Origin of the sequence: Larkinella bovis (assembly GCF_042655385.1) — a bacterium.
GTDB classification, from domain to species: Bacteria; Bacteroidota; Bacteroidia; order Cytophagales; family Spirosomataceae; genus Larkinella; species Larkinella bovis.
On record NZ_JBHSMA010000002.1, the window covers coordinates 41,461 to 61,405 of the forward strand.

Annotated in this window: 17 protein-coding genes; 12 read left to right on the forward strand and 5 right to left on the reverse strand. The window is 53.4% G+C overall.

The window, feature by feature from the left end; all coding sequences use genetic code 11:
* Nucleotides 1-8: 8 nt before the first annotated feature.
* Genes asnB through ACFPMF_RS07575 form a run of 7 tightly spaced genes read left to right on the forward strand, consistent with a single transcriptional unit; the run spans nucleotide 9 to nucleotide 9,955 of the window.
* A complete protein-coding gene (asnB, locus tag ACFPMF_RS07545; RefSeq protein WP_379842793.1) occupies nucleotides 9-1,907 on the forward strand; it encodes an asparagine synthase (glutamine-hydrolyzing) in 1,899 nt (632 codons plus the stop codon).
* Nucleotides 1,908-1,921: 14 nt separating this feature from the next.
* Nucleotides 1,922-4,090 carry a bi-domain-containing oxidoreductase gene (locus ACFPMF_RS07550; protein ID WP_379842794.1) on the forward strand — a complete coding sequence of 723 codons (2,169 nt, stop codon included), beginning with the start codon at nucleotides 1,922-1,924 and terminating at the stop codon, nucleotides 4,088-4,090.
* Nucleotides 4,087-5,661, forward strand: coding sequence for a heparinase II/III family protein (locus tag ACFPMF_RS07555; protein ID WP_379842795.1), 1,575 nt, complete (start codon nucleotides 4,087-4,089; stop codon nucleotides 5,659-5,661). Before ACFPMF_RS07550 ends, ACFPMF_RS07555 begins: the two co-directional genes overlap by 4 nt.
* On the forward strand, nucleotides 5,658-6,884 hold the full coding sequence (locus ACFPMF_RS07560; protein WP_379842796.1) for a glycosyltransferase family 4 protein: 1,227 nt from the start codon (nucleotides 5,658-5,660) through the stop codon (nucleotides 6,882-6,884). Before ACFPMF_RS07555 ends, ACFPMF_RS07560 begins: the two co-directional genes overlap by 4 nt.
* A complete protein-coding gene (locus tag ACFPMF_RS07565) occupies nucleotides 6,881-7,795 on the forward strand; it encodes an NAD-dependent epimerase/dehydratase family protein (protein ID WP_379842797.1) in 915 nt (304 codons plus the stop codon). Before ACFPMF_RS07560 ends, ACFPMF_RS07565 begins: the two co-directional genes overlap by 4 nt.
* Before the next feature lie 34 nt (nucleotides 7,796-7,829).
* Nucleotides 7,830-8,960: a glycosyltransferase gene (locus ACFPMF_RS07570; RefSeq protein ID WP_379842798.1), complete on the forward strand. Its 1,131-nt coding sequence runs from the start codon at nucleotides 7,830-7,832 to the stop codon at nucleotides 8,958-8,960.
* Entirely contained in the window at nucleotides 8,957-9,955 is a 999-nt protein-coding gene (locus ACFPMF_RS07575) for an MraY family glycosyltransferase (protein ID WP_379842799.1), read from the forward strand. The genes ACFPMF_RS07570 and ACFPMF_RS07575 overlap by 4 nt, the downstream gene beginning before the upstream one ends.
* A 17-nt stretch (nucleotides 9,956-9,972) precedes the next feature.
* Here ACFPMF_RS07575 and ACFPMF_RS07580 read toward each other — a convergent pair whose 3' ends face one another.
* Nucleotides 9,973-10,512: a thioredoxin family protein gene (locus tag ACFPMF_RS07580; protein ID WP_379842800.1), complete on the reverse strand. Its 540-nt coding sequence runs from the start codon at nucleotides 10,510-10,512 to the stop codon at nucleotides 9,973-9,975.
* A gap of 225 nt (nucleotides 10,513-10,737) precedes the next feature.
* On the opposite strand from ACFPMF_RS07580, the gene yihA reads away from it, so the two are divergent.
* Together yihA and ACFPMF_RS07590 are read left to right on the forward strand one after the other, a co-directional pair.
* Nucleotides 10,738-11,358 (forward strand): ribosome biogenesis GTP-binding protein YihA/YsxC, encoded by a 621-nt coding sequence (gene yihA, locus ACFPMF_RS07585; RefSeq protein ID WP_379842801.1) that lies wholly within the window; start codon nucleotides 10,738-10,740, stop codon nucleotides 11,356-11,358.
* 133 nt (nucleotides 11,359-11,491) lie between these two features.
* The gene (locus ACFPMF_RS07590) at nucleotides 11,492-11,959 is read left to right on the forward strand and encodes a DUF5606 family protein (protein ID WP_379842802.1); all 468 of its coding nucleotides are present in this window, start codon (nucleotides 11,492-11,494) and stop codon (nucleotides 11,957-11,959) included.
* 129 nt (nucleotides 11,960-12,088) lie between these two features.
* Here the strand turns inward: ACFPMF_RS07590 and ACFPMF_RS07595 are convergent, their stop codons facing one another.
* A complete protein-coding gene (locus tag ACFPMF_RS07595; protein ID WP_379842803.1) occupies nucleotides 12,089-13,231 on the reverse strand; it encodes a TIGR03364 family FAD-dependent oxidoreductase in 1,143 nt (380 codons plus the stop codon).
* A gap of 211 nt (nucleotides 13,232-13,442) precedes the next feature.
* On the opposite strand from ACFPMF_RS07595, the gene ACFPMF_RS07600 reads away from it, so the two are divergent.
* Both ACFPMF_RS07600 and eutC read left to right on the forward strand, forming a co-directional pair.
* On the forward strand, nucleotides 13,443-14,822 hold the full coding sequence (locus ACFPMF_RS07600) for an ethanolamine ammonia-lyase subunit EutB (RefSeq protein ID WP_379842804.1): 1,380 nt from the start codon (nucleotides 13,443-13,445) through the stop codon (nucleotides 14,820-14,822).
* A complete protein-coding gene (gene eutC / locus ACFPMF_RS07605) occupies nucleotides 14,819-15,586 on the forward strand; it encodes an ethanolamine ammonia-lyase subunit EutC (RefSeq protein ID WP_379842805.1) in 768 nt (255 codons plus the stop codon). Before ACFPMF_RS07600 ends, eutC begins: the two co-directional genes overlap by 4 nt.
* On the opposite strand, the gene ACFPMF_RS07610 is transcribed toward eutC, so the two are convergent.
* Nucleotides 15,583-16,200: a DUF4230 domain-containing protein gene (locus ACFPMF_RS07610; RefSeq protein ID WP_379842806.1), complete on the reverse strand. Its 618-nt coding sequence runs from the start codon at nucleotides 16,198-16,200 to the stop codon at nucleotides 15,583-15,585. The two genes, eutC and ACFPMF_RS07610, sit on opposite strands and share 4 nt — an antisense overlap.
* A gap of 252 nt (nucleotides 16,201-16,452) precedes the next feature.
* Nucleotides 16,453-17,769, reverse strand: coding sequence for a glutamyl-tRNA reductase (gene hemA, locus ACFPMF_RS07615; protein WP_379842807.1), 1,317 nt, complete (start codon nucleotides 17,767-17,769; stop codon nucleotides 16,453-16,455).
* Nucleotides 17,770-18,091: 322 nt separating this feature from the next.
* Here hemA and ACFPMF_RS07620 point away from each other — a divergent pair, with 322 nt between their 5' ends.
* The gene (locus ACFPMF_RS07620; RefSeq protein WP_379842808.1) at nucleotides 18,092-19,330 is read left to right on the forward strand and encodes a sensor histidine kinase; all 1,239 of its coding nucleotides are present in this window, start codon (nucleotides 18,092-18,094) and stop codon (nucleotides 19,328-19,330) included.
* A 24-nt stretch (nucleotides 19,331-19,354) separates the two neighbouring features.
* Here the strand turns inward: ACFPMF_RS07620 and ACFPMF_RS07625 are convergent, their stop codons facing one another.
* Nucleotides 19,355-19,885, reverse strand: coding sequence for a hypothetical protein (locus ACFPMF_RS07625; RefSeq protein ID WP_379842809.1), 531 nt, complete (start codon nucleotides 19,883-19,885; stop codon nucleotides 19,355-19,357).
* Nucleotides 19,886-19,945: the final 60 nt, after the last annotated feature.

Here is a 19,945-nt window from a genome sequence, read left to right on the forward strand (position 1 = left end):
GATAAATCATGTGCGGTATCGTAGGGCTTATAGCGGATAACCCAAAGGAGTATGTCGATTACTGTACAACTCTTCTTCACCACCGGGGGCCGGATGACCGAGGAGTTTATGCGACTGATAAACTGGCATTGGGCCATACCCGTCTGGCAATTCTGGATCTTTCGCCAAACGGGCATCAGCCGATGTTCTCGGCCGATCGTCGTTTCGTGATCGTCTTTAACGGTGAAATTTATAACCACCTTGAACTGAGAAATGCGCTCAAAGATCGGTATACATTCCGATCAACCTCGGATACTGAAACGCTGCTGTACGGTTTTGCGGCTTACGGGCCAGCGGTTTTCAATAAACTTAATGGAATATTTGCCTGTGCTATTTACGACACCCACCTGCACGAGCTGACGCTGGCTCGCGATCCGTTTGGTGTCAAACCGCTTTACTATTACCACCACAAAGGCCAGTTTTTGTTTAGCTCCGAGCTAAAAGCAATGGCTAACTATCCGGGGGTCGATAAGGCTCTCGATTACGAGGCTCTGGCCAATTATCTGCATTTTCTGTATTCACCGGGTTCCCAAACGCCCTTTCGGCACGTCTGTAAGTTACTGCCGGGGCATTTGCTGCGGATTCAGATTGATAGGCCGGAAACGATTCAGCTTGAGCGGTATTATGAGCTGCCGTTTGACGGTATCTACAGCCCGCTTTCGGAAGTCGATTTACTGAATGAACTGGATGAGCGCCTATTTCAGGCTGTAAAAAGGCAGTTGCAATCGGATGTACCGTTGGGTTTTTTTCTGTCGGGTGGCCTGGACTCCAGCATCGTGGTGGCTATGGCAAAGCGGGCGCGACCCCACGAACGGTTGACGTGCTACACGATCCAGACAGCCGGCGGTGGACTTCAGTTCGATAATTTTGCCGACGATTTACGGTATGCCCGACAAGCGGCTAGCCATCTGAAGGTAGAGTTGATCGGGGTTGAAGCCGAAGCGGCCGTAGTCCGTGATTTCGACCAGATGATTTATTACCTCGATGAACCTCAGGCTGATACCGCTCCGATTCACGTGCTGAATATTTGCCGTACGGCGAGAAAGAATGGGCATACTGTACTTTTGAGTGGAGCAGCGGGTGATGATTTATTTTCCGGTTATCGTCGCCATCAGGCGCTGGCCATGGAGCCGATGTTAAGCCGGATTCCGGCCGGGGTGGGTCAGTTTCTGCAACGAACGTTTGGGGCGGGTCACAGCAACCGCCCTCTGACGCGACGTATCCGGAAAATAACCAGCGGTTTAGGACAGTCGTCTTCCGAAAGAATGGCCGATTATTTTGCCTGGCTTCCCGTCGCGATAAACCGGAAGTTATTTCAACCCCCCATCAGGGATTCGCTCCAAACCTACCAACCCAACCAGCAATTGCTGCAAGCATTGGCGCGTATTCCGAAGGAAATCAGTCTGTTAAATCAGATGCTTTTTTGGGAGCTTAACTATTTTCTGCCGGATCATAATCTGAACTATACCGATAAGCTCAGCATGGCGGTGGGGGTAGAGGTGCGGGTTCCGTTTCTGGATAAAGAACTGGTCGAATTTAGCGCGCGACTGCCGCCGTCGCTCAAGATGCGCGGGACCACGACTAAATACCTCCTTCGTAAGCTGGCAGAACGGTATCTTCCTCATTCGGTTATCTACCGATCCAAATCCGGTTTTGGCACACCGCTGCGCGACTGGATCCTGAGCGGGCAATTGGCCGGTATGACGAGCCATTACTTATCCGAAGAAAGTCTGCGGCAGCGCGAAATTTTCGACCCGGTAGCTGTCCGGAATTTGATGGAGAACAACCAGCGGGGCAAAATTGATGCCTCCTACACGATCTGGGGGCTGATGGCGATGGAATCCTGGTTCCGTCAGTTCGTTGATTAACACGTTATTATGTCATGAGGCAACTTATACAAAACCTGAAAACCGGCGAAACCCTGCTGGAAGAAGTCCCCACGCCCCAGGTTCGGCGGGGACAGGTTCTGATCCGAACCCGGATGAGCCTGGTATCGCTCGGAACCGAGCGCATGCTCGTTGAGTTTGGCCGCGCCAGCCTGATTGCCAAAGCCCGGCAACAACCCGACAAAGTGAAACAGGTGCTGGAAAAAATCCGGACAGATGGGCTGGTGCCGACGCTGGAAGCGGTTTTTAACAAACTGGATCAACCGCTGCCGATGGGCTATTGCAACGTTGGCGAGGTGATAGCGGTGGGGGAGGACATTACCGATCTGGCCATCGGCGACCGGGTGGCGTCCAACGGCCACCATGCCGAAGTGGTTTGTGTTCCGCGTAATCTGGTGGCCCTCATTCCGGATGGGGTGACCAATGAACAGGCCGCTTTTACCGTCATTGGATCGATTGGCCTGCAAGGTATTCGGTTGTTAAATCCGACGCTGGGCGAAACCGTTGTGGTGGTGGGGCTGGGCCTGATTGGGTTACTAACGGCGGAATTGCTCCGGCTCAACGGGTGCCGGGTGATCGGACTGGATGTGGACGAACGAAAACTGGAACTCGCCCGGCAGAAGGGGATCATCGCCCTCCATCCCGCGGGCGGCTCCGATCCGGTGAAAGCCGTTCTATCCCTGACGGACGGCGTTGGGGCCGATGGAGTGGTGATCACGGCCTCGGCCAAAACCGACGAACTGATTTCGCAGGCGGCCCGGATGAGCCGTAAACGGGGCCGGATTATTTTGGTGGGCGTGATCGGTTTGAACCTGAGCCGGGCGGAGTTTTACGAGAAAGAACTGAGCTTCCAGGTGTCCTGCTCCTACGGGCCGGGACGCTACGACGACTCGTACGAGCAACAGGGACATGATTATCCACTCCCCTTTGTGCGCTGGACCGAAAACCGGAATTTTACCACCATCCTGCAACTGCTGGCCTCCGGCCAGTTGGATGTGCAGCCCCTGATTACGGAAGTGGTCCCGTTTGAGGCCTTTCACAGTATTTACGGATCCATTTCGCACTCACGTGCCGTCGCATCGTTGCTGCGCTACCCGGATGAGGTGTCTACCCGGTCGGTCGTGCCGTTGCGGACGAGTACCTATGAGGCAACAAAAACCGGGACGGTCATTGGATTAATCGGTGCCGGAAATTTTACCAGCGCCATGATTCTCCCGTCGCTGAAAACGACGGATGCCCGGTTGAAATCCATCGCCAGCGCCAACGGGCTGAACGCCCTGTTGCTGGCAAAAAAATACGGCATCGCCAGCAGTACGACCGATTACCGGGAAATTTTGAACGATCCGGCCATCAATCTCATCGTTATTACCACCCGCCATCACCAGCATGCCCGGATGACGATGGAGGCTCTGCGGGCGGGTAAGCACGTTTTTGTGGAAAAACCGCTGGCGATTTACGAAGATGAACTTGACGAGCTTATCGACACCTACCAGCAAACCGACAAAACCGTGCTGGTTGGATTTAATCGGCGGTTTTCACCCCACTCGCAGAAAATGAAAGCGCTGCTGGGCGAGTCGGCAACGGTACCGATGAATGTCGTGGCCACGATGAATGCGGGGTTCATACCGGCCCATTCGTGGGTCCACGATCGACGGGTGGGCGGTGGCCGTATTCTGGGCGAAGCCTGTCATTATGTCGATCTGATTTCTTTCCTGACGGGCAGCCGCTTGGTGGCGGTTTGCATGAACGGCATGGGACGCCGGACTACGGAAGTGTCGGACTCAGCGACATTGTTGTTGCAGTACGAAAATGGCTCGACGGGCGTAATCAATTATTTTGCGAATGGTAGCAAGGCGTATGCCAAGGAACGGGTGGAAGTGTTTTCGCAGGAACGAACGCTCATTCTGGACAACTTCCGCTCGTTGAAAGGTTACGGTTTCAAAGGTTTTTCGAGCCTAAAAACCCGGCAGGATAAAGGCCACCGGATGCAGTTTCAACGCCTGGTGGAGCAGGTCCGAACCGGAGGACTGCCGTTGATTCCGTTCGACGAGATCGTTACTACCAGCCGGACAACGCTGGCGGCTTTGCGCAGTCTCCGCGAAAAAGGGTGGGTGGAAGTGCCCGTTGGCGTATCGGAACGTTCAAACTATCCGGCTGCGGTATGAAACGCGGGTGGTTGTATTGGAATACGGTTCGGTACCTGCGGCCACAGCAGATACTCTATCAGCTTATCAACCGGTTCCGCCCCAAACCATCCTTGTCTATCGGCCGACTGCCTAAAACCGGGGTGCGTCGGTTGCATTTTCCTCCGCCCGACAAGCCGGTCAGTGTGCAGGGCCGTACCTTCACTTTTCTCAATAAGGCGGTTTCCTTTCCGGGCGCCATTGACTGGAATTATGCGGGCGAAGGGCGGCTGTGGGCCTACAATCTGAATTATTTTGATTTTCTGATTCAGCCCGGTTTGGATCGCGATCAGGGACTCGATTTGATCCGGCAGTTTATTGATAAAACCGGGCAACTGAATGACGGCCTGGAACCGTATCCGACCTCGCTTCGCATCATCAACTGGATTCGCTTTCTTTCGTTCCATGACCTCCAGGTAACAGACATCCAGGCCCATCTGCGCGCGCAGGTAAACTTACTGGAAAACCGTCTGGAGTATCATCTGGGGGGCAACCATTTACTGGAAAACGCATTTGCTCTGGTGCTGGCGGCTATCTTTTTTCAGGACCGGGTTCTGTACCGGAAGGCGTCGGCGCTGCTGCTGGAACAACTGCGGGAGCAGGTACTGGCCGATGGCGGTCATTACGAGCGCAGCACCATGTATCACCAGATTCTGCTCGATCGACTGCTGGATGTCTGTTGTGTCCTCCGTCAGCCTGACGGGTACCAGGATCCGGTTTTGGAGTCGGTGCTGCTGCACCAGGCTAGGCGGATGCTGGGCTGGCTCGAAGCGGTTACCTTTAGCAACGGCAATATGCCACTGGTCAATGATGCGGCCCAAGGAATCGCTCCTTCTGCCAGCGAGCTGGGTGCCAAAGCCCGTCTTCTGGGTATTTCTTCCGAAAAAGCCGTGTTATCGGACAGCGGTTATCGGCTGCTTAAAACGCAGACCCTTGAATTGCTGGCCGATGTGGGGGCGGTTGGCCCTGGGCACCAGCCCGGCCATGCGCATGCCGATACGTTTAGTTTTGAGTTGCAGGTTCGTGGCAAACCGGTGATTGTCGATGCAGGTACCTCGACCTACGAAGCCAACGCCCGGCGGCAGTGGGAACGGAGTACGGCGGCCCATAATACCGTGCAGGTCGGTGAAACCGATTCGTCGGAAGTCTGGGGCGGTTTTCGGGTTGCGCGACGGGCGACGGTTACGCTGGTGCAGGATTCGGCCACTTCTCTGCGGGCGCAACACAATGGCTACGCCCGATTCGGCTGTACGCACGAACGGAGCTGGGACCTGATCGACGCCGGCACGATCCGAATAACCGACCGACTCCTGGGACCCGGTAAGGTCCGGGGCGTTGCCCGGCTGCATTTTCATCCATCGGTGCGGATTTCCATCGCCGGGAAAGAACTCATGGCCGGACCGTTACAAATCAGGTTCCTGAACGTCTCAATAGGGCAAGTAACAGTCGGGACCTATGAGTATGCCGTGGCATTTAATCAGCTTCAGGTGGCTCCCTGCATCGAAATTGCCTTTTTAGAGTTGTTGGAATGGTGCCTAACGGTCGTAGAATGAATATCTTATACTTTAGCTTTTATTTCGAGCCGGACTTATGCGCCGGGTCCTTTCGGAATACACCGCTGGTCGAAGCGCTGGCCGCTCAGTTGTCAGCCGGCGATCACATTCACGTGGTGACGACGCAGCCCAACCGGTACAAAACGTTTCAGGTTCAGGCACTTTTTCACGAAGAAAAAAGAACGGAAAGCGGTTGCCGGATCACCATTGATCGCGTCGCCATTCCCACCCACACCAGCGGTTTCGTGGATCAGGCCCGATCATTCGTGGCGTATTATTACAAGGCGCTGCGGCAGGTCCGACGGAATCGGTACGATCTGGTTTTTGCCTCATCGTCCCGTCTGTTCACGGCTTTTCTGGGTGCGCGGGTCGCCCGTTCCCGGCGGATTCCGCTGTCGCTGGACATTCGTGACCTTTTTCGGGAAACCATTCTGGAGATCCTCAAGAATCCGGTTGGGCGTTGGGGGCTGGATTTCGTGTTGCGTGGGATTGAAACCTATACCTTCGGGTACGCCCGTCATATCAATTTGGTTTCGGAAGGATTTCGCAACTATTTTGATTCGTATAAGCAGGCGCACTATACGTATCACACCAACGGAATCGATGATGCCTTCCTGGCACAGCCCGCGCATACGAACCGGGACCCATCGCAGCCCTTGACTTTGGTGTATGCCGGCAATATTGGAGAGGGGCAAGGCTTACACAAAATTATTCCGCAGGCCGCCCGACGGTTGGGAAATGCCTACCGGTTTATTGTCGTGGGAGACGGTGGTGCCATGAGCAAGCTGCTGGAGGCCATGAAAACAGAAGTGGTTTTCAACGTGGAGGTTCGGAATCCGGTAAGCCGGAACGAGCTGATTGCGTTATACCAGCGTGCCGATTACTTGTTTGTTCACCTGAATGATCTGGAGGCATTTAAACGCGTTTTGCCGTCTAAATTATTCGAATACGGAGCAACCAGCAAACCCATCGTCGCGGGCGTTGCCGGGTATGCCCGCTCGTTCCTGCTCAAATACGTCGATAACTGTCTGGTATTCAATCCGGGCGATGTCGATTCGATGGTGGAGCAGCTCAGGGCGCAAACGCCGGTCTACCGCAGTCGTGACGAGTTTCGGGAGCAGTTTCAACGGAAAACCATTATGCGGGAGCTGGCCAAAACCGTTCTGCAAACGGCTGAAAAACGGAGCGAGACCGAAAATCCTTCTCTCGTGTTATCCCAATGAGCGTATTATTAACAGGCGCATCCGGTTTTCTGGGGCAGCGGCTCTACCGGGTGCTCAGCAAAACCGATCTGGTAACGTCACTCAGCCGGCAGGGCGTAGGGCCGGGGCATATTGCCTGTAACCTGGCCGTCGAAACACCGGATCTGTCGCCTTACCGCTTCGATTGCGTAGTCAATGCCGCCGGGAAAGCCCACTCCGTTCCGCGAACAGCCGGGGATGCGGCAGACTATGAGCAGGTCAATGTGCAGGGGCTGAAGCGGTTACTGACGGCGCTGGAACAGTCGGCTGCGTTGCCCCATGCGTTCGTGCACATGAGTACCATTCTGACCTACGGTTGTTCGGCAGGGGAGGTTCTGGACGAAAATACCCCCTTGCGGGCCACCGATGTATACGGGCAAAGCAAAATCCGGGCGGAAGCGGTTGTACAGGAATGGGGCGCGAAAACCGGCGTGAAAACGACGATTCTCCGGTTACCGCTGGTCGTTGCCGAAAACCCCAGGGGCAATCTGGCCGCGCTGATTCAGGCGATCCGGCGGGGGCGTTACGTTCGAATTGGCGATGGTTCCTGTCGCCGGAGCATGGTACTGGCCGATGATGTAGCCCGCATTATTCCGAAAGCCGCCCACTATCCCGGTATTTATAACCTGACCGATGGGGTTCATCCGTCGGTCCGGGAACTGGAAGACGCCATTGCGCGCCAGGTGGGGCGCCGACGCTTGCCGTCCGTTCCCCTGTTTGCGGCCCGGGCGGTAGCCACGGTTGGCGATGGCATCAATGCGATCGTCGGACGCCGGTTTCCGCTGGATTCGATGGCATTGGCCAAGCTCACCCAGTCCCTGACGTTTTCCGACCTGCGCGCCCGGCAGCAGTTGGGTTGGGATCCTAAACCGGTCGTGTCCTTTTTTGAGTAAGCTGTGCGTCCGGCTGTTATAAAAACCGATTTTCATGAAACGATTACGGGTTTTACACATTACCACGGCCCACCCCCCTTACGATCCGCGGATTGTCTATAAATATTGCCCGGCCCTAACGGAGCGGTACGAGGTCTATTGTGCCATTCCGGGGGCCGATGCCACGGTGGTTCCGCAGGTACATTTTATTCGATTGCCTTATTTCAGGCAGGTTTTTTACCGGCTTGTGATTACCGGGACCTTCATTTTCTGTAAGACCATCTGGCTTCGTCCTGCCATTGTGCACGTTTATTCGCCGGAATTTCTGCCGTTTGCTTTTCTCTATCAATGGCTGGGATCGGCCGTGGTGTACGAAGTGCAGGAAAATCTGTACAAAAAGCTTCACCTTAAAAAACAGAACGGCGGTTGGCTTTTAGGCGGCCTCTTCCGGTTTTTCGACCAGTTGGCCCAACGGCATTTTTCGCTCGTGTTCACGGAACACGGTTATTTGTCCACGTATACGAATCTGGCAAAACCGTATACGGTTATTTATAATTATCCTTCATTACCTTTTGTGGCACCCTACTGCCGCCCGTACCGAAAACCGTCGGACCCGGTTGAGTTTTTCTACATTGGCTGGCTTAGCTTCGAGCGGGCTATCGATACGCTGCTGGAAGGGCTGGCAATCCTGAAAATTGGTTATCCGGATTTTAAAATGCACCTGTTTGGCCGACGCCTGTTTACGGAAGGCGATTTGCGGAGGGTTCCGGCTTACCGACACGTGAAAGAAAACCTGATTTTTTACGGCTATACGAGTCATACAGAAGCGTTTCCGGTTGCGGCCAAAGCCGTGGCCGGGCTGGCGCTGTTAAAACCGATCGGCGATTATCCGGAATCGTATACTACCAAAATGTTCGAATACATGGCGCTGGGCCTGCCCGTTATCACCGCGGATTTTGACCTGTACCGCGATGTGATCGATACCTACCATTGCGGTTATTGCATCGATCCGACCGATCCGCTCGCGCTCGCTGAACACCTTCGTTACCTGATCAACCATCCGCAGGAAGCCGAACAAATGGGTAGAAAAGGGCAGCAGGCCACCGAAACCGCCTATAACTGGGCCACGGAACAAAAGAAATTGATTCACCTTTACGATACCCTTAGCCCTCCTTCCTCCCTATGAGCGGAATCCTGTACCTGATGACATTTGGTTTGCTGTTTGGGGCCGAAGTACTCTATATTCGCCTGGCCATCCGGTTTCGGATTATTGACCAACCCAATGAACGCAGCTCGCACACTCGGCCAACGGTGCGCGGGGGGGGGATTGTTTTCTGGCTGGCGGCCTGTCTGGCGTTTGTGTATCAGGGGTTTGTCCGGCCTTTTTTCTTCGCGGGACTCACCCTGGTGGCCCTCATCAGTTTCCTGGACGACCGGTTTTCGTTGCCCCGGCGGTACCGGTTTTTGGTGCAGCTACTCAGTATCGGACTGCTTTTTAGGGAACTTCAACTGGAGCAAGTCGTCGGGCTCTGGTGGATACCCGGGCTGGTGATTGGGGCCTGCGGTATTCTGAATGCCTATAATTTTATGGATGGCATCAACGGGATCACCGCTTTCTATAGCCTCGTTGCGGGAAGTACGTTGTTGTATATCAACCAGTTGGTCGAACCTTTTACCGAGCCGCTTTGGGCGTTTTTTTTCGTCATTAGCCTGTTGGTGTTTACGTTCTTCAATGCGCGTCGGAAGGCACGCTGTTTTGCTGGTGATGTAGGCAGTATATCCGCCGGTTTTATCATCCTGTTTCTGCTGGCCGGGTTACTGCTGAAGAGCGGTACGCTGACCTACGGGTTGCTGCTGGCGGTCTACGGAGTCGACAGCGGACTGACTATCCTGCACCGGCTCTGGCTGCGCGAAAACATTTTCCGGCCCCACAAACTGCATTTGTTTCAATTGCTGGTACACCGCTGGCAATGGTCGCATTTGCGGGTTTCGGCCGCCTATGCGGGGATGCAACTCGTTGTGAACGGAGCGGTTTTATGGCTGGTTCAACAGAAGGGAGCCGTTCAGGCGATGGGCAGTCTGGGGATTGTTCTTATACTGATGGCGGGATATGGATGGCTCAAAAACCGGCTATTAAACCAAAAGCCGCAAACGAAACCCGTTGCGGCTGATGCGATTTAAGTGATCTGTTCTGCGAATTACAAAGCGGTTCCGCTTTTGATGCCCTTCCCAATGGCCAGCAACTCTTCCGGCGATTGGTAGCCTAAGACTTTTTTGACCACCTTGCCATCACCGTCGATAAACATCAGCGTCGGATAGCCTTCAATCGGGTATTGAAGCGCCAGTTCCGGGCCTTCGCCGGCTTCCATGTCAATTTTCACGTTAATGAATTCCTTGTTGAAAAAGTCGGCGACTTCTTTCTGCGTGAAAACATTCTTTTGCAGCATTTTGCAGGGGCCGCACCAGGTTGTGTAGGCATCCAGAAAAACAATTTTATTCTCCGCTTTTGCCTTGGCCAGATGGGTTTTCCAGGCTGCTTCCGAGAATTGAATCCCGGTTTCGGGGCTGGCGGTAGAGGCCGTCGTCTCCGGTGCCTGGGTTTCGGCTTCGTCCGTTGCGGGCGTACCGGCCGCTTCGGTGCTGGCGGCCTGTTCGCTTTCCGACTGGGTTTTGGTGTTGCAGGCATTGAAAAGCAGGGCCAGCGCCAGGAACAACGACACCAAACGTGTATACTTCATGATAAGAATGTTTTGTTGACTGATAACGGTTTATAACCTCCTGTTGGTTTCCAAATACGCGAATTTTCCGGGAACGAGGAGGAATTGCCAGTACAATTCTACGGAAAAAAATCGAGTTTTGAACGGCGGTTTTCCCGCCATTTTAGCCGGATAATAGTACTCTTCTCAATTCTTTACGAACTTTGTTGCCGGAAGACGGTTCAGAAAACCGCCTTCCCAGGCACTATGGAAGTAAAACAAGCTGAGTTTGTCATGAGCAATTCCGATCCGGCCCGCTGCCCGAAGCCGGACCGACCGGAATACGCATTCATTGGCCGTTCGAACGTCGGAAAATCGTCGCTCATCAACATGCTGACCACCCGGCATAAGCTGGCCAAGACCTCGCAAACGCCCGGAAAAACCCAGTTGATCAACCATTTTCTGATCAATTCGGACTGGTATCTGGTCGATTTGCCGGGTTACGGTTTTGCCAAAGCTCCGCAGCGTGAACGGGAAAAATGGGAGCGCATGATCGATAGCTACCTCACCAACCGCTCCAACCTGATCTGCACCTTCGTGCTGGTCGATGGCCGGATCGAACCCCAGCGGATCGATCTGGAATTTATGGAGCGCATGGGCGAACGCGGTTTGCCGTTTGCAATCATTTTTACAAAAACCGAAAAAAGCAGTACGAACGCGGTTCAACAGGCGGTGAAACGGTATGAGCAGACATTGCTGAAAACCTGGGAAGAACTACCCCCCATGTTTATTTCGTCGTCGGTGAGCGGGCGCGGGCGCGACGAAATTCTGGTATACATCGACCAATTGAACAAGGAATTCGAACGGGACGTGAAGCCAGCGAAATAAGCCCGGATCGGGTGTCGATAATTGCGTCGGGAGGCTACCATTGGCCGGTTATTAACCGTATCTTTGCCGGTCAGTTTTTAGGAAAATTGGCAATAACCGAATCAAATTGACCGTTACCCATAAAACAAGCAGCATGGAAGCGCTGAAAGAAATTGCAAATATTGCCGGAAAAGGAGGTCTTTTCCGAATTGTAAAACCCAGCCGTGCCGGTGTGATTGTGGAGGCACTAGACGATCGGAAAGAAAAGTCGATGATCGGTCCCACGGCCCGTGTTTCGGTTCTGAAAGACATTTCGATTTATACGGACGACGAGGAACAATCGAAACCCCTGGCGGATGTGTTCCTGGCGATTTACGAAAAATACGGAGATGCTTTGCCGATAGCACCAAAGGCTGCGTCAAATGCTGAACTGGCGGATTTTATCGGGGAAGTAGTCCCGGAATACGATCGCGATCGGGTACACATGTCCGACGTGAAAAAAATGATCGGCTGGTACACAATTCTGCGGAAATACCTGCCGGAAGCGTTTGAGAAAACAGCCGAAGTTTCTCCGGAAGAAACGCCGTCGGCCCCCGCCGAAGCGGAGGAGACGAACGCGTAACGATTTCCATTTTCAGTAATCGAAAAAGCAGGAATGGCCCTTGGCTTCCTGCTTTTTTATTGCTGGGAAGAAAGAGAGAAAAGACAAAATAGCGCCAAAGCGTTCTTGTCCCAATTCCCGGGTCTGACCTTATAAAAACCGCTGAATATTTTCTTCCGCAAAACCGGCGCTGGAAGTCATGCCTTTGCCGCCAATGCCGGTGATGATGTGAATGTTACCCAGGCTGGCTTCAAAAATCTCCTGCGTCGTCTGGGCGTAAAAACCGGCCCATGTCCGCTGAATCTGATCGACCGGAAAACGGACAATACGACGGGCTTCCTCAATAATGAGTTGATTGATTGCCTCGTTGGTGTCGAAGCCAAGGTCGTCGATCTGGGTCGCGGATGCGTACTCGTGCGAATCACCGATGATGATGGAACCGTCGAGCGCCTGTTTGAACAGGATGTGAATACCCCATTTTTTCAGTTCGGCTAAATGATCGGGCGTCTGCAGATTTGCGTACGACGGACAGTCGGCGAACGACTCGTAGCGTCGGATCGTGAGGCCCGTCAGAATGTTGCCGGGGAGTGCAATCTGGGGCATCGGAACGGTTTGCATCATCTGCAATTTGCTCACAACCAGGCCACTTTGCGCGAACAGATCGGGATACAGCAGCCGGAATTCACTGCCGTTGCAGAGCAGGACCCGCTGCGTCTGAAACCGTTCGCCGTTCGCCAGTTGCACCGTTGCGCCCTCCGCCGTCGATTCACAGCCAATGACGGCTGCGTTGTTCCGGTAGGTCACGGTCGAATATTTCGTTGTTAGGTACGTCAGCAGCCGGTGAATCATCCGATCGGGTTCCACACTGATTTCTTCCGGAAAAACCAGCGCACCGAGCACGTAGTCCGGCTGCAAAACCGGGTAGTGGGCCAGCGTCTGAGCTTTCGACCACAATGCACACGGATAGCCATCGGCCCGGCGCTGGTCGTATAATTCATTCGCGAGCGCCCATTCCTCCGCGTCCGAAGCGATATAAACCGAGCCGTTCTGGCGCACCGTAATGTCGAATTCCTGCTGGATTTCGCGGTACAGCTCCAGACTCCGCCGTCCATAGGGGTACCAGCGTCCGCTCAAACCGGACGGCACGACCTGGCCAAAATTACGGACGGTAGCCCCAACGGGACGGTTATCTTTTTCCAGGATGAGAACCCTTTTGCCCGCGCGCGCTGCGTGGAACGCATGAAACGTGCCTAACGCACCCGAGCCGATAATGATAAAATCGAAAGAAGCCAAAGGAAGAAGGATTAAAAATGGTGGATTAATGGATGGTACGTGGCATAGACAATCACCGGCCAAACTTACAAAAGAGCCGTTTATAAACGGTTATTGGTTGATTAAATCCCGAAATTCTTGAGCTTATCCCGACTTCTTTGTAGTTTCCGATTTTCCTGGACGGAATTCAGTGTATCTTGGTTTCGTCCTATTCTTTCTGACTGATATTATTATGGCATATCGTTGTGCTGTTCGGAATACCACATACCGGTTTGACGACCTGAAAACATTGCTGGCGAAGGCAACGCCCCTGCGTTCGGGGGACCAATTGGCGGGGGTAGCGGCCCAGACTGCCGAAGAACGAGTGGCTGCCCAGATGGCGCTGGCCGATCTGCCGCTGACCACCTTCCTGAACGAAACCGTTATTCCGTACGAGTCGGACGAAATTACGCGCCTGATTCTGGATACGCACGATGCGGATGCGTTTGCAACGATCCGTCACCTGACGGTGGGGGATCTGCGGAATTACCTGCTGTCGGACGAGGTAGGAGCCACTACGTTGGCCAGCCTGCAAACGGGTTTGACGCCGGAAATGGTAGCGGCTGTCAGCAAACTGATGCGGAATCAGGACCTGATTACCGTGGCGGCTAAGTGCGAAGTGGTCACCCGGTTTCGCAACACCATCGGGCTGAAGGGGCGGTTTTCGACGCGCCTGCAACCCAACCACCCGACCGACGATTTTCGGGGGGTGGCAGCCAGCATCATCGACGGCTTGTTTTACGGTAGCGGAGATGCGGTGATTGGAATCAATCCCGCTACGGACCACGTGCGCACGGTGGTCCGGCTGGTCGAACTGATGGACCAGATTCGGCAACGCTTCGAGATTCCGACGCAATCGTGCGTCCTGAGTCACATCACGACCACCTTGCAGGCCATCGAACAGGGTGCGCCGGTCGATCTGGTTTTTCAGTCCATCGGCGGGACGGAGGCTGTCAATACCTCGTTCGGCGTCAATCTGTCAGTTTTGCGCGAAGGGCTGGAAGCCGGACGGTCGCTGAACCGGGGCACCGTGGGGTCAAATGTGATGTATTTTGAAACCGGGCAAGGGAGTGCCCTGTCGGCCAACGCCCACCACGGCGTTGATCAGCAGACCTGTGAGGTGCGGGCCTACGCCGTCGCCCGGCTTTTTGAACCACTGCTGGTTAATACCGTCGTTGGTTTTATTGGGCCGGAATACCTCTACAACGGCAAACAGATCATTCGCGCCGGACTGGAGGATCATTGCTGCGGGAAACTGCTCGGGCTGCCGATGGGCGTCGATATTTGTTACACAAACCACGCCGAGGCCGATCAGGACGATATGGATACGCTGCTGACGCTGCTCGGCACGGCAGGTATCAACTTCATCATGGGCGTTCCCGGTGCCGACGATGTGATGCTGCATTACCAGAGTACGTCGTTCCACGATGCGCAGTATGTCCGTGATCTTTTCCGGTTACGCCCCGCACCCGAGTTCGAAGCCTGGTTATACCGCATGGAACTAATGAATCCGGACGGAAAGTTATTGCCCGCCCAACAAACCCACCGTTTACTGCAAGCTGCCGGTTTATGAACTTTTTAATTGACCAACCCGATCCCTGGGCTTTCCTGCAAAACCATACTTCCGCCCGCATTGCCCGGGGGCGCACGGGGCACAGCCTGCCCACCCGCGCTTTACTGGACTTCCAGCTTGATCACGCCCGCGCCCGTGATGCGGTTTATTCGGTGCTGGAAACGGATGAACTGGAGACGTTGCTATCCTCGATTCACGAGCCGGTTTTGCGACTTCACAGTCGGGCCGCCGACCGGCAACAGTACCTGCAACGACCGGATCTGGGCCGCCGATTGGATGAGAACAGCTTGGGAATGGTACAGGGGACGAACGCCAGTATAAGTGGTTTTGACCTCTGCCTGGTCGTTGCGGATGGGTTATCAGCGACGGCCATCAATCGCCACGCGGTGCCGGTCGTTTCGCGGCTGGCCGAAGAAGTCCGGAAGCGGGGCTGGTCGCTGGCGCCGGTTTGCGTGGTGGAACAGGGGCGGGTCGCGATTGGCGACGAAATTGCGCACGCGCTCGGGGCCGAAACCGTCGTGGTGCTGATCGGCGAACGACCCGGTTTGACCTCGCCCGACAGCCTCGGGGCTTACCTGACGTTCCGGCCGGAACCCGGATTGACCGACGAATCCCGCAACTGCCTTTCCAACATCCGGCCCGAAGGACTGCCGTACGAAGCCGCCGTACAAAAGCTCCTTTACTTACTCACCGAGATGAAAACCCGCAAACTGTCGGGTGTACAGTTGAAGGACGAGTTCGACGATAACCTCCTGACAAATTAGCGCAGGGGGCGTAGCGTGGCTTTCATGCGGGTGGTCAGAAAGACTTTTTTGCCGGAAATCCGCTCGAGTAGTGGCTTCAGAATTTTGTCGGCATTTTCGCGGGTCTGGTCCAGGATGCCGCTGTTTACGGCCGACTGCCGGATTTGCGATTCGGCCCGTCGATACGCTTCACTGACCAGTTGCGCTTCTTCCAGAAAGGCGTATTCCGTATTGAACACCCGCGAACGCCGGTGGTCGATTTTGTACGAACAGATTTCGGGTTCGGGCAGGTGAACAATCAGGCTGTCGCCCTGGGTCGTAATATCGTCCGCCGTTATTTTCGTTAAATCCAGACAGCCAATGGCTTCCCCTTCCACGATCAGTATGGCCTTCGGATTCGGTAGCCAGTCCCGGACGAGCTGGTGCTCCACAATGTCCTTAAAGCGGTATTTAACCAGTTCCAGTTTTCCCAATTCGCTGACTTCCTGGAGCACCACCGTTTGCGTGGTCTTTTCTGATTTTCGCAACCCGCTGAATACCGGCCAGTTCCGGAGCTGTTCCCAGAATACGATCAAGCCAACTACCAGCAAACTAACCAGGAACAAACGAAGGATTGCATTGATAAAACGGGTCATAGGAAATGAGTTAGAGAGTGTACGGTTTACAGGGTATCTCGCTTTTGTAAGCAGCTTGCGTCAGTCCCGGTGGGAAACCACACCGAAAACCGTAAGGATATTCAGACAAACGAAAAGAGAACTGATCAATGAATTGAAGGTCAGTGTGATTTTTTTATGCCTTTTCTCTTTGGTCTGACAGTTTGCTCTCTAAACGAAAAATCCCAAACTAATTGCTTAGTTCAGGACTTCAGGGCACTCCTTCATCATAGGTTAGTGAAGTGATTGCGGGGAGTCGGTGGGTTGTTTTTCCAAATCGAAAAGATCCGTCAGAACATCGATCAGCGTGTCGGCTTCTCCGCGTTTGCAGGCGGCTTTCAGTTGCAGCACCGGCGCCTTCATGATTTTCTGCATGATGTTGCGCGTGATTTTCTCCACTTTTTCGGATTCTTCCGCCGTCATGTTTTTCAGATGACGGGCGATTTCATCTTTCCGAATCTGCTCCAGCGCGTTTTTGAACTTGTTGATGGTGGGTGATACGACCATTTCGCGGGACCAGTCGTTAAACTCGCCAATCGACTGGTCGATGATGGCTTCCACCTGCGGAATCGACGCCATCCGGCGGCTCAGAGCTTCGTCGGCCCGATTGCGAATGTGGTCGATGTTATACAGCAGAACGCCCGGCACCTGCTCGACGTTGACATCGATGCTCCGGGGAACAGATAAGTCAAAGAAATATTTGAACGTCAGCGAGTTCAACCCTGACAGTAATTCGGCGGTAACAAGCGGTTTTTCAACCAGCACCGACGAGATAATCACATCGGCTTTGGCAATTTCTTCCGTCAGATTGGCAAAATCAGCAACCCGAAAACCGTGTTTTTCTGCCAGCACGTCGGCTTTCGAACGCGTCCGGTTGCAGATTGTAATCCGGTTCATCTTGCGGGCGGCCAGATTTTCGCAGATGTCGGCCCCAATTTCACCCAGGCCGATTACCAGAACCGTCGGACCGGTTGACCCCTGTTCGGCCAGGTGCGGACAACCGCTGGCTCCACCCACCAATTCCTCGATCAACTCAACGGCGGCATACGAAACCGATGCGGCTCCGTCGCGGAAGCTGGTTTCCTGCGCCACCCGTTTGTTGGTGTAGAAAATGGTGTGCATCAACCGGTGCAGAAACGGCCCCGCCATATCGAGATCGGCGGACCACTGGTAGGCCTGCTTGACCTGATTCGGAATCTGCATGTCGCCCACCACCTGCGAGTGCAGACCGGTGCAAACCTCAAACAAATGCCGGACGGCCGTAGCCTGGGTATCAAAAAAATGAAAATAAGAAAGGTAGTCGTCGGTAGAGGTGATTCCTTTTTCGGCGAGCAGCAGACGAGCAATTTCCTGATTCAGATTCCGGGCGGATGTGTAATAAACCTCAGTCCGGTTACAGGTAGAAATGACCAGCGATTCCGTCGCTCCGAAAAAGTCACGGAGCTTGATCAGGAATCCCTTGGACTCGTCTTCGTTTAATGCAATTAGCTCCCTGACGGCCAGTGGGGCGGTTTTGTGCGAAAGACTAATTGATTTAAAGAAATCGTGCATTGCTACTATTCAAATAATGCCCAAAATTACAATACAATTCTCTTACAGAAAACACTGTCGGTACAGATTCAGTTTACTGGTTACTTATTTAGAACCACTATAAACTATCCCAAAGTTCTCCTTCTTATATCCTATTTACAAGAATATTCCGGTGAGATGGAAAATAGGTACATTGAATTGTCAAAATTGAGCGTTATGACGTAAGTTCATGCGAAGTTACTTCCGGCACACCCCTGGTACGATGATGATTATCAGCAAACAAAATGATATTTTTCAATCGGTACGCAGAAAACCGTAAGCGAGTTGCCTGAAACGAAAGTTTATGTTAAAATCACTGGATATATACGGTCAGCGGAATACGCTGAAGATTGTAGTTGCCCTGAATCTGTTGCTGGTCGGTACGGCTTCGCTGCTGTATACCAACAGCCTGGTGGAGAAATTGGAGGAGCGGGAGGAGAATTATGTCAGACTGTACGCCAAGGCGTTAATCAATATCTACAATAACGATTCGAACGAAGATGTCTCGTTTATTGCCAATGAGATTATTCTCGTCAATCAGAAAAACCAAGTCGAGACGATCTACGTCGATGAGACGAACCGGATTGCATTTAGTAATCTGGTGTTTCCCCCGGGAACATCCGAAACGGAGAAAGTTCGCCTGGAACAGGAAGAGCTAGAGGAAATGAAAAAGGAGCATAAGCCCATCGTGGTTGAGCTCGAAAACAACAAGCGCGGCTATATTTATTACCACAACTCGTCCCTGTTGACGCAACTCCGGTATTTTCCGTATGGACAGCTCGGGGTCATGGTTACACTCGGTTTTCTGGCATATCTGGCGTTCAGTTCGGCCCGTCGGGCGGAGCAAAACCGGGTCTGGGTGGGGCTGGCCAAGGAAACCGCCCACCAGCTGGGTACTCCCCTGTCGTCGCTGATGGCCTGGGTGGAGTACTTCCGGATGGATGATTCGATGGATCAGTCGATTGCGGATGAGATTGAGAAAGATGTGAAACGACTCGAAACCATTGCCACCCGGTTTTCGAGCATCGGCTCCATTCCGACACTGAAAAGCGAGGATATTTACGAAACCGTGTATCAGTTTGTCTCGTACCTTGAAAAGCGGATTTCAACCAAGGTTAAAATGCACGTCGAGAATTTTTTGGTTGAAGGTAAGGAGGTTAAAATCAATAAGTTACTCTTCGAGTGGGTCATTGAGAATATTTGTAAAAATGCCGTTGATGCCATGAGTGGCGTCGGCAAACTGACCATCCGGCTGATGCCCTTACCCCGCAACGAAATTGCCATCGATATTACGGATACGGGCAAAGGAATCAGCAAAGCCAATCTGCAGAAGGTGTTCACGCCGGGCTACAGTACCAAAAAACGGGGCTGGGGACTGGGGCTGACGCTGGCCAAACGGATTATTGAAGAATACCACGACGGACGGCTGTTTGTCAAAAGCTCCGAAGTTGGGAAAGGAACCACGTTCCGGATTTTGCTGAAAGAAAACATCGTGACCGAAGGACCCGTGGTGAAAGGCGAAAAAACCGTCAAGAGCGCCTGAAACCGTTAGGCGCTCTTGACGAAATCAGAAATTAAGCGGAACGGAAATCGTATCGGTTTCAACGACATTGCTGACGTTGAGCCGCCGATCCCGGATGCGAATGGCAAATTTCACCGGCGTCAGTTTGTAACCGCGCGACCGCAAAAAGCTCTGCGAGAAATCGAGCTTGCCTTCCAGCGGACTTTTCTTATCATCGGGTTTCAGGCGCGGGAAAAACAATTTATCCAAGACCGCCAGATTGACGGATTCGAATTTCCCGTTGACAAACCGGTAGGTTTTTATTTCGTAATTACCCCAGTTTTTGTAGGCCACGGTATCAATTTTCTGCCGTTCTTCCGCCGACAATCCCAGGTCGCCGTCGCCGTCCTGAAAGCGGACCGTGATCACCAGCGAATCCTTCGGAACCTGCGAAAAATCGTCGAACGTCGGGTAGCTGGTAACGGAAGGCGAACTGATTTCCGGTATATCACTGAAATCGGGCGGTTCGATACAGCTAATGAGGAAGGTTGTCAATCCGAAAAAAAACAGCCCTTGTCGAATAAATCGCGGAGACATCGTGTTAATAGACTATTGTTATTGATATGATAGGGCATACAAAGCCCCTTTTATTCCATT

What these genes read in the sequence shown, in the direction of transcription:
- eutC (WP_379842805.1), top strand. Translation starts at nt 14,819, where the DNA reads ATGAACTTTTTAATTGACCAACCCGATCCCTGGGCTTTCCTGCAAAAC.
- ACFPMF_RS07555 (WP_379842795.1), top strand. Translation starts at nt 4,087, where the DNA reads ATGAAACGCGGGTGGTTGTATTGGAATACGGTTCGGTACCTGCGGCCA.
- ACFPMF_RS07590 (WP_379842802.1), top strand. Translation starts at nt 11,492, where the DNA reads ATGGAAGCGCTGAAAGAAATTGCAAATATTGCCGGAAAAGGAGGTCTT.
- ACFPMF_RS07570 (WP_379842798.1), top strand. Translation starts at nt 7,830, where the DNA reads ATGAAACGATTACGGGTTTTACACATTACCACGGCCCACCCCCCTTAC.
- ACFPMF_RS07575 (WP_379842799.1), top strand. Translation starts at nt 8,957, where the DNA reads ATGAGCGGAATCCTGTACCTGATGACATTTGGTTTGCTGTTTGGGGCC.
- asnB (WP_379842793.1), top strand. Translation starts at nt 9, where the DNA reads ATGTGCGGTATCGTAGGGCTTATAGCGGATAACCCAAAGGAGTATGTC.
- ACFPMF_RS07550 (WP_379842794.1), top strand. Translation starts at nt 1,922, where the DNA reads ATGAGGCAACTTATACAAAACCTGAAAACCGGCGAAACCCTGCTGGAA.
- ACFPMF_RS07565 (WP_379842797.1), top strand. Translation starts at nt 6,881, where the DNA reads ATGAGCGTATTATTAACAGGCGCATCCGGTTTTCTGGGGCAGCGGCTC.
- ACFPMF_RS07600 (WP_379842804.1), top strand. Translation starts at nt 13,443, where the DNA reads ATGGCATATCGTTGTGCTGTTCGGAATACCACATACCGGTTTGACGAC.
- ACFPMF_RS07625 (WP_379842809.1), bottom strand. Translation starts at nt 19,885, where the DNA reads ATGTCTCCGCGATTTATTCGACAAGGGCTGTTTTTTTTCGGATTGACA.
- ACFPMF_RS07610 (WP_379842806.1), bottom strand. Translation starts at nt 16,200, where the DNA reads ATGACCCGTTTTATCAATGCAATCCTTCGTTTGTTCCTGGTTAGTTTG.
- ACFPMF_RS07560 (WP_379842796.1), top strand. Translation starts at nt 5,658, where the DNA reads ATGAATATCTTATACTTTAGCTTTTATTTCGAGCCGGACTTATGCGCC.
- hemA (WP_379842807.1), bottom strand. Translation starts at nt 17,769, where the DNA reads ATGCACGATTTCTTTAAATCAATTAGTCTTTCGCACAAAACCGCCCCA.
- yihA (WP_379842801.1), top strand. Translation starts at nt 10,738, where the DNA reads ATGGAAGTAAAACAAGCTGAGTTTGTCATGAGCAATTCCGATCCGGCC.
- ACFPMF_RS07620 (WP_379842808.1), top strand. Translation starts at nt 18,092, where the DNA reads ATGTTAAAATCACTGGATATATACGGTCAGCGGAATACGCTGAAGATT.
- ACFPMF_RS07580 (WP_379842800.1), bottom strand. Translation starts at nt 10,512, where the DNA reads ATGAAGTATACACGTTTGGTGTCGTTGTTCCTGGCGCTGGCCCTGCTT.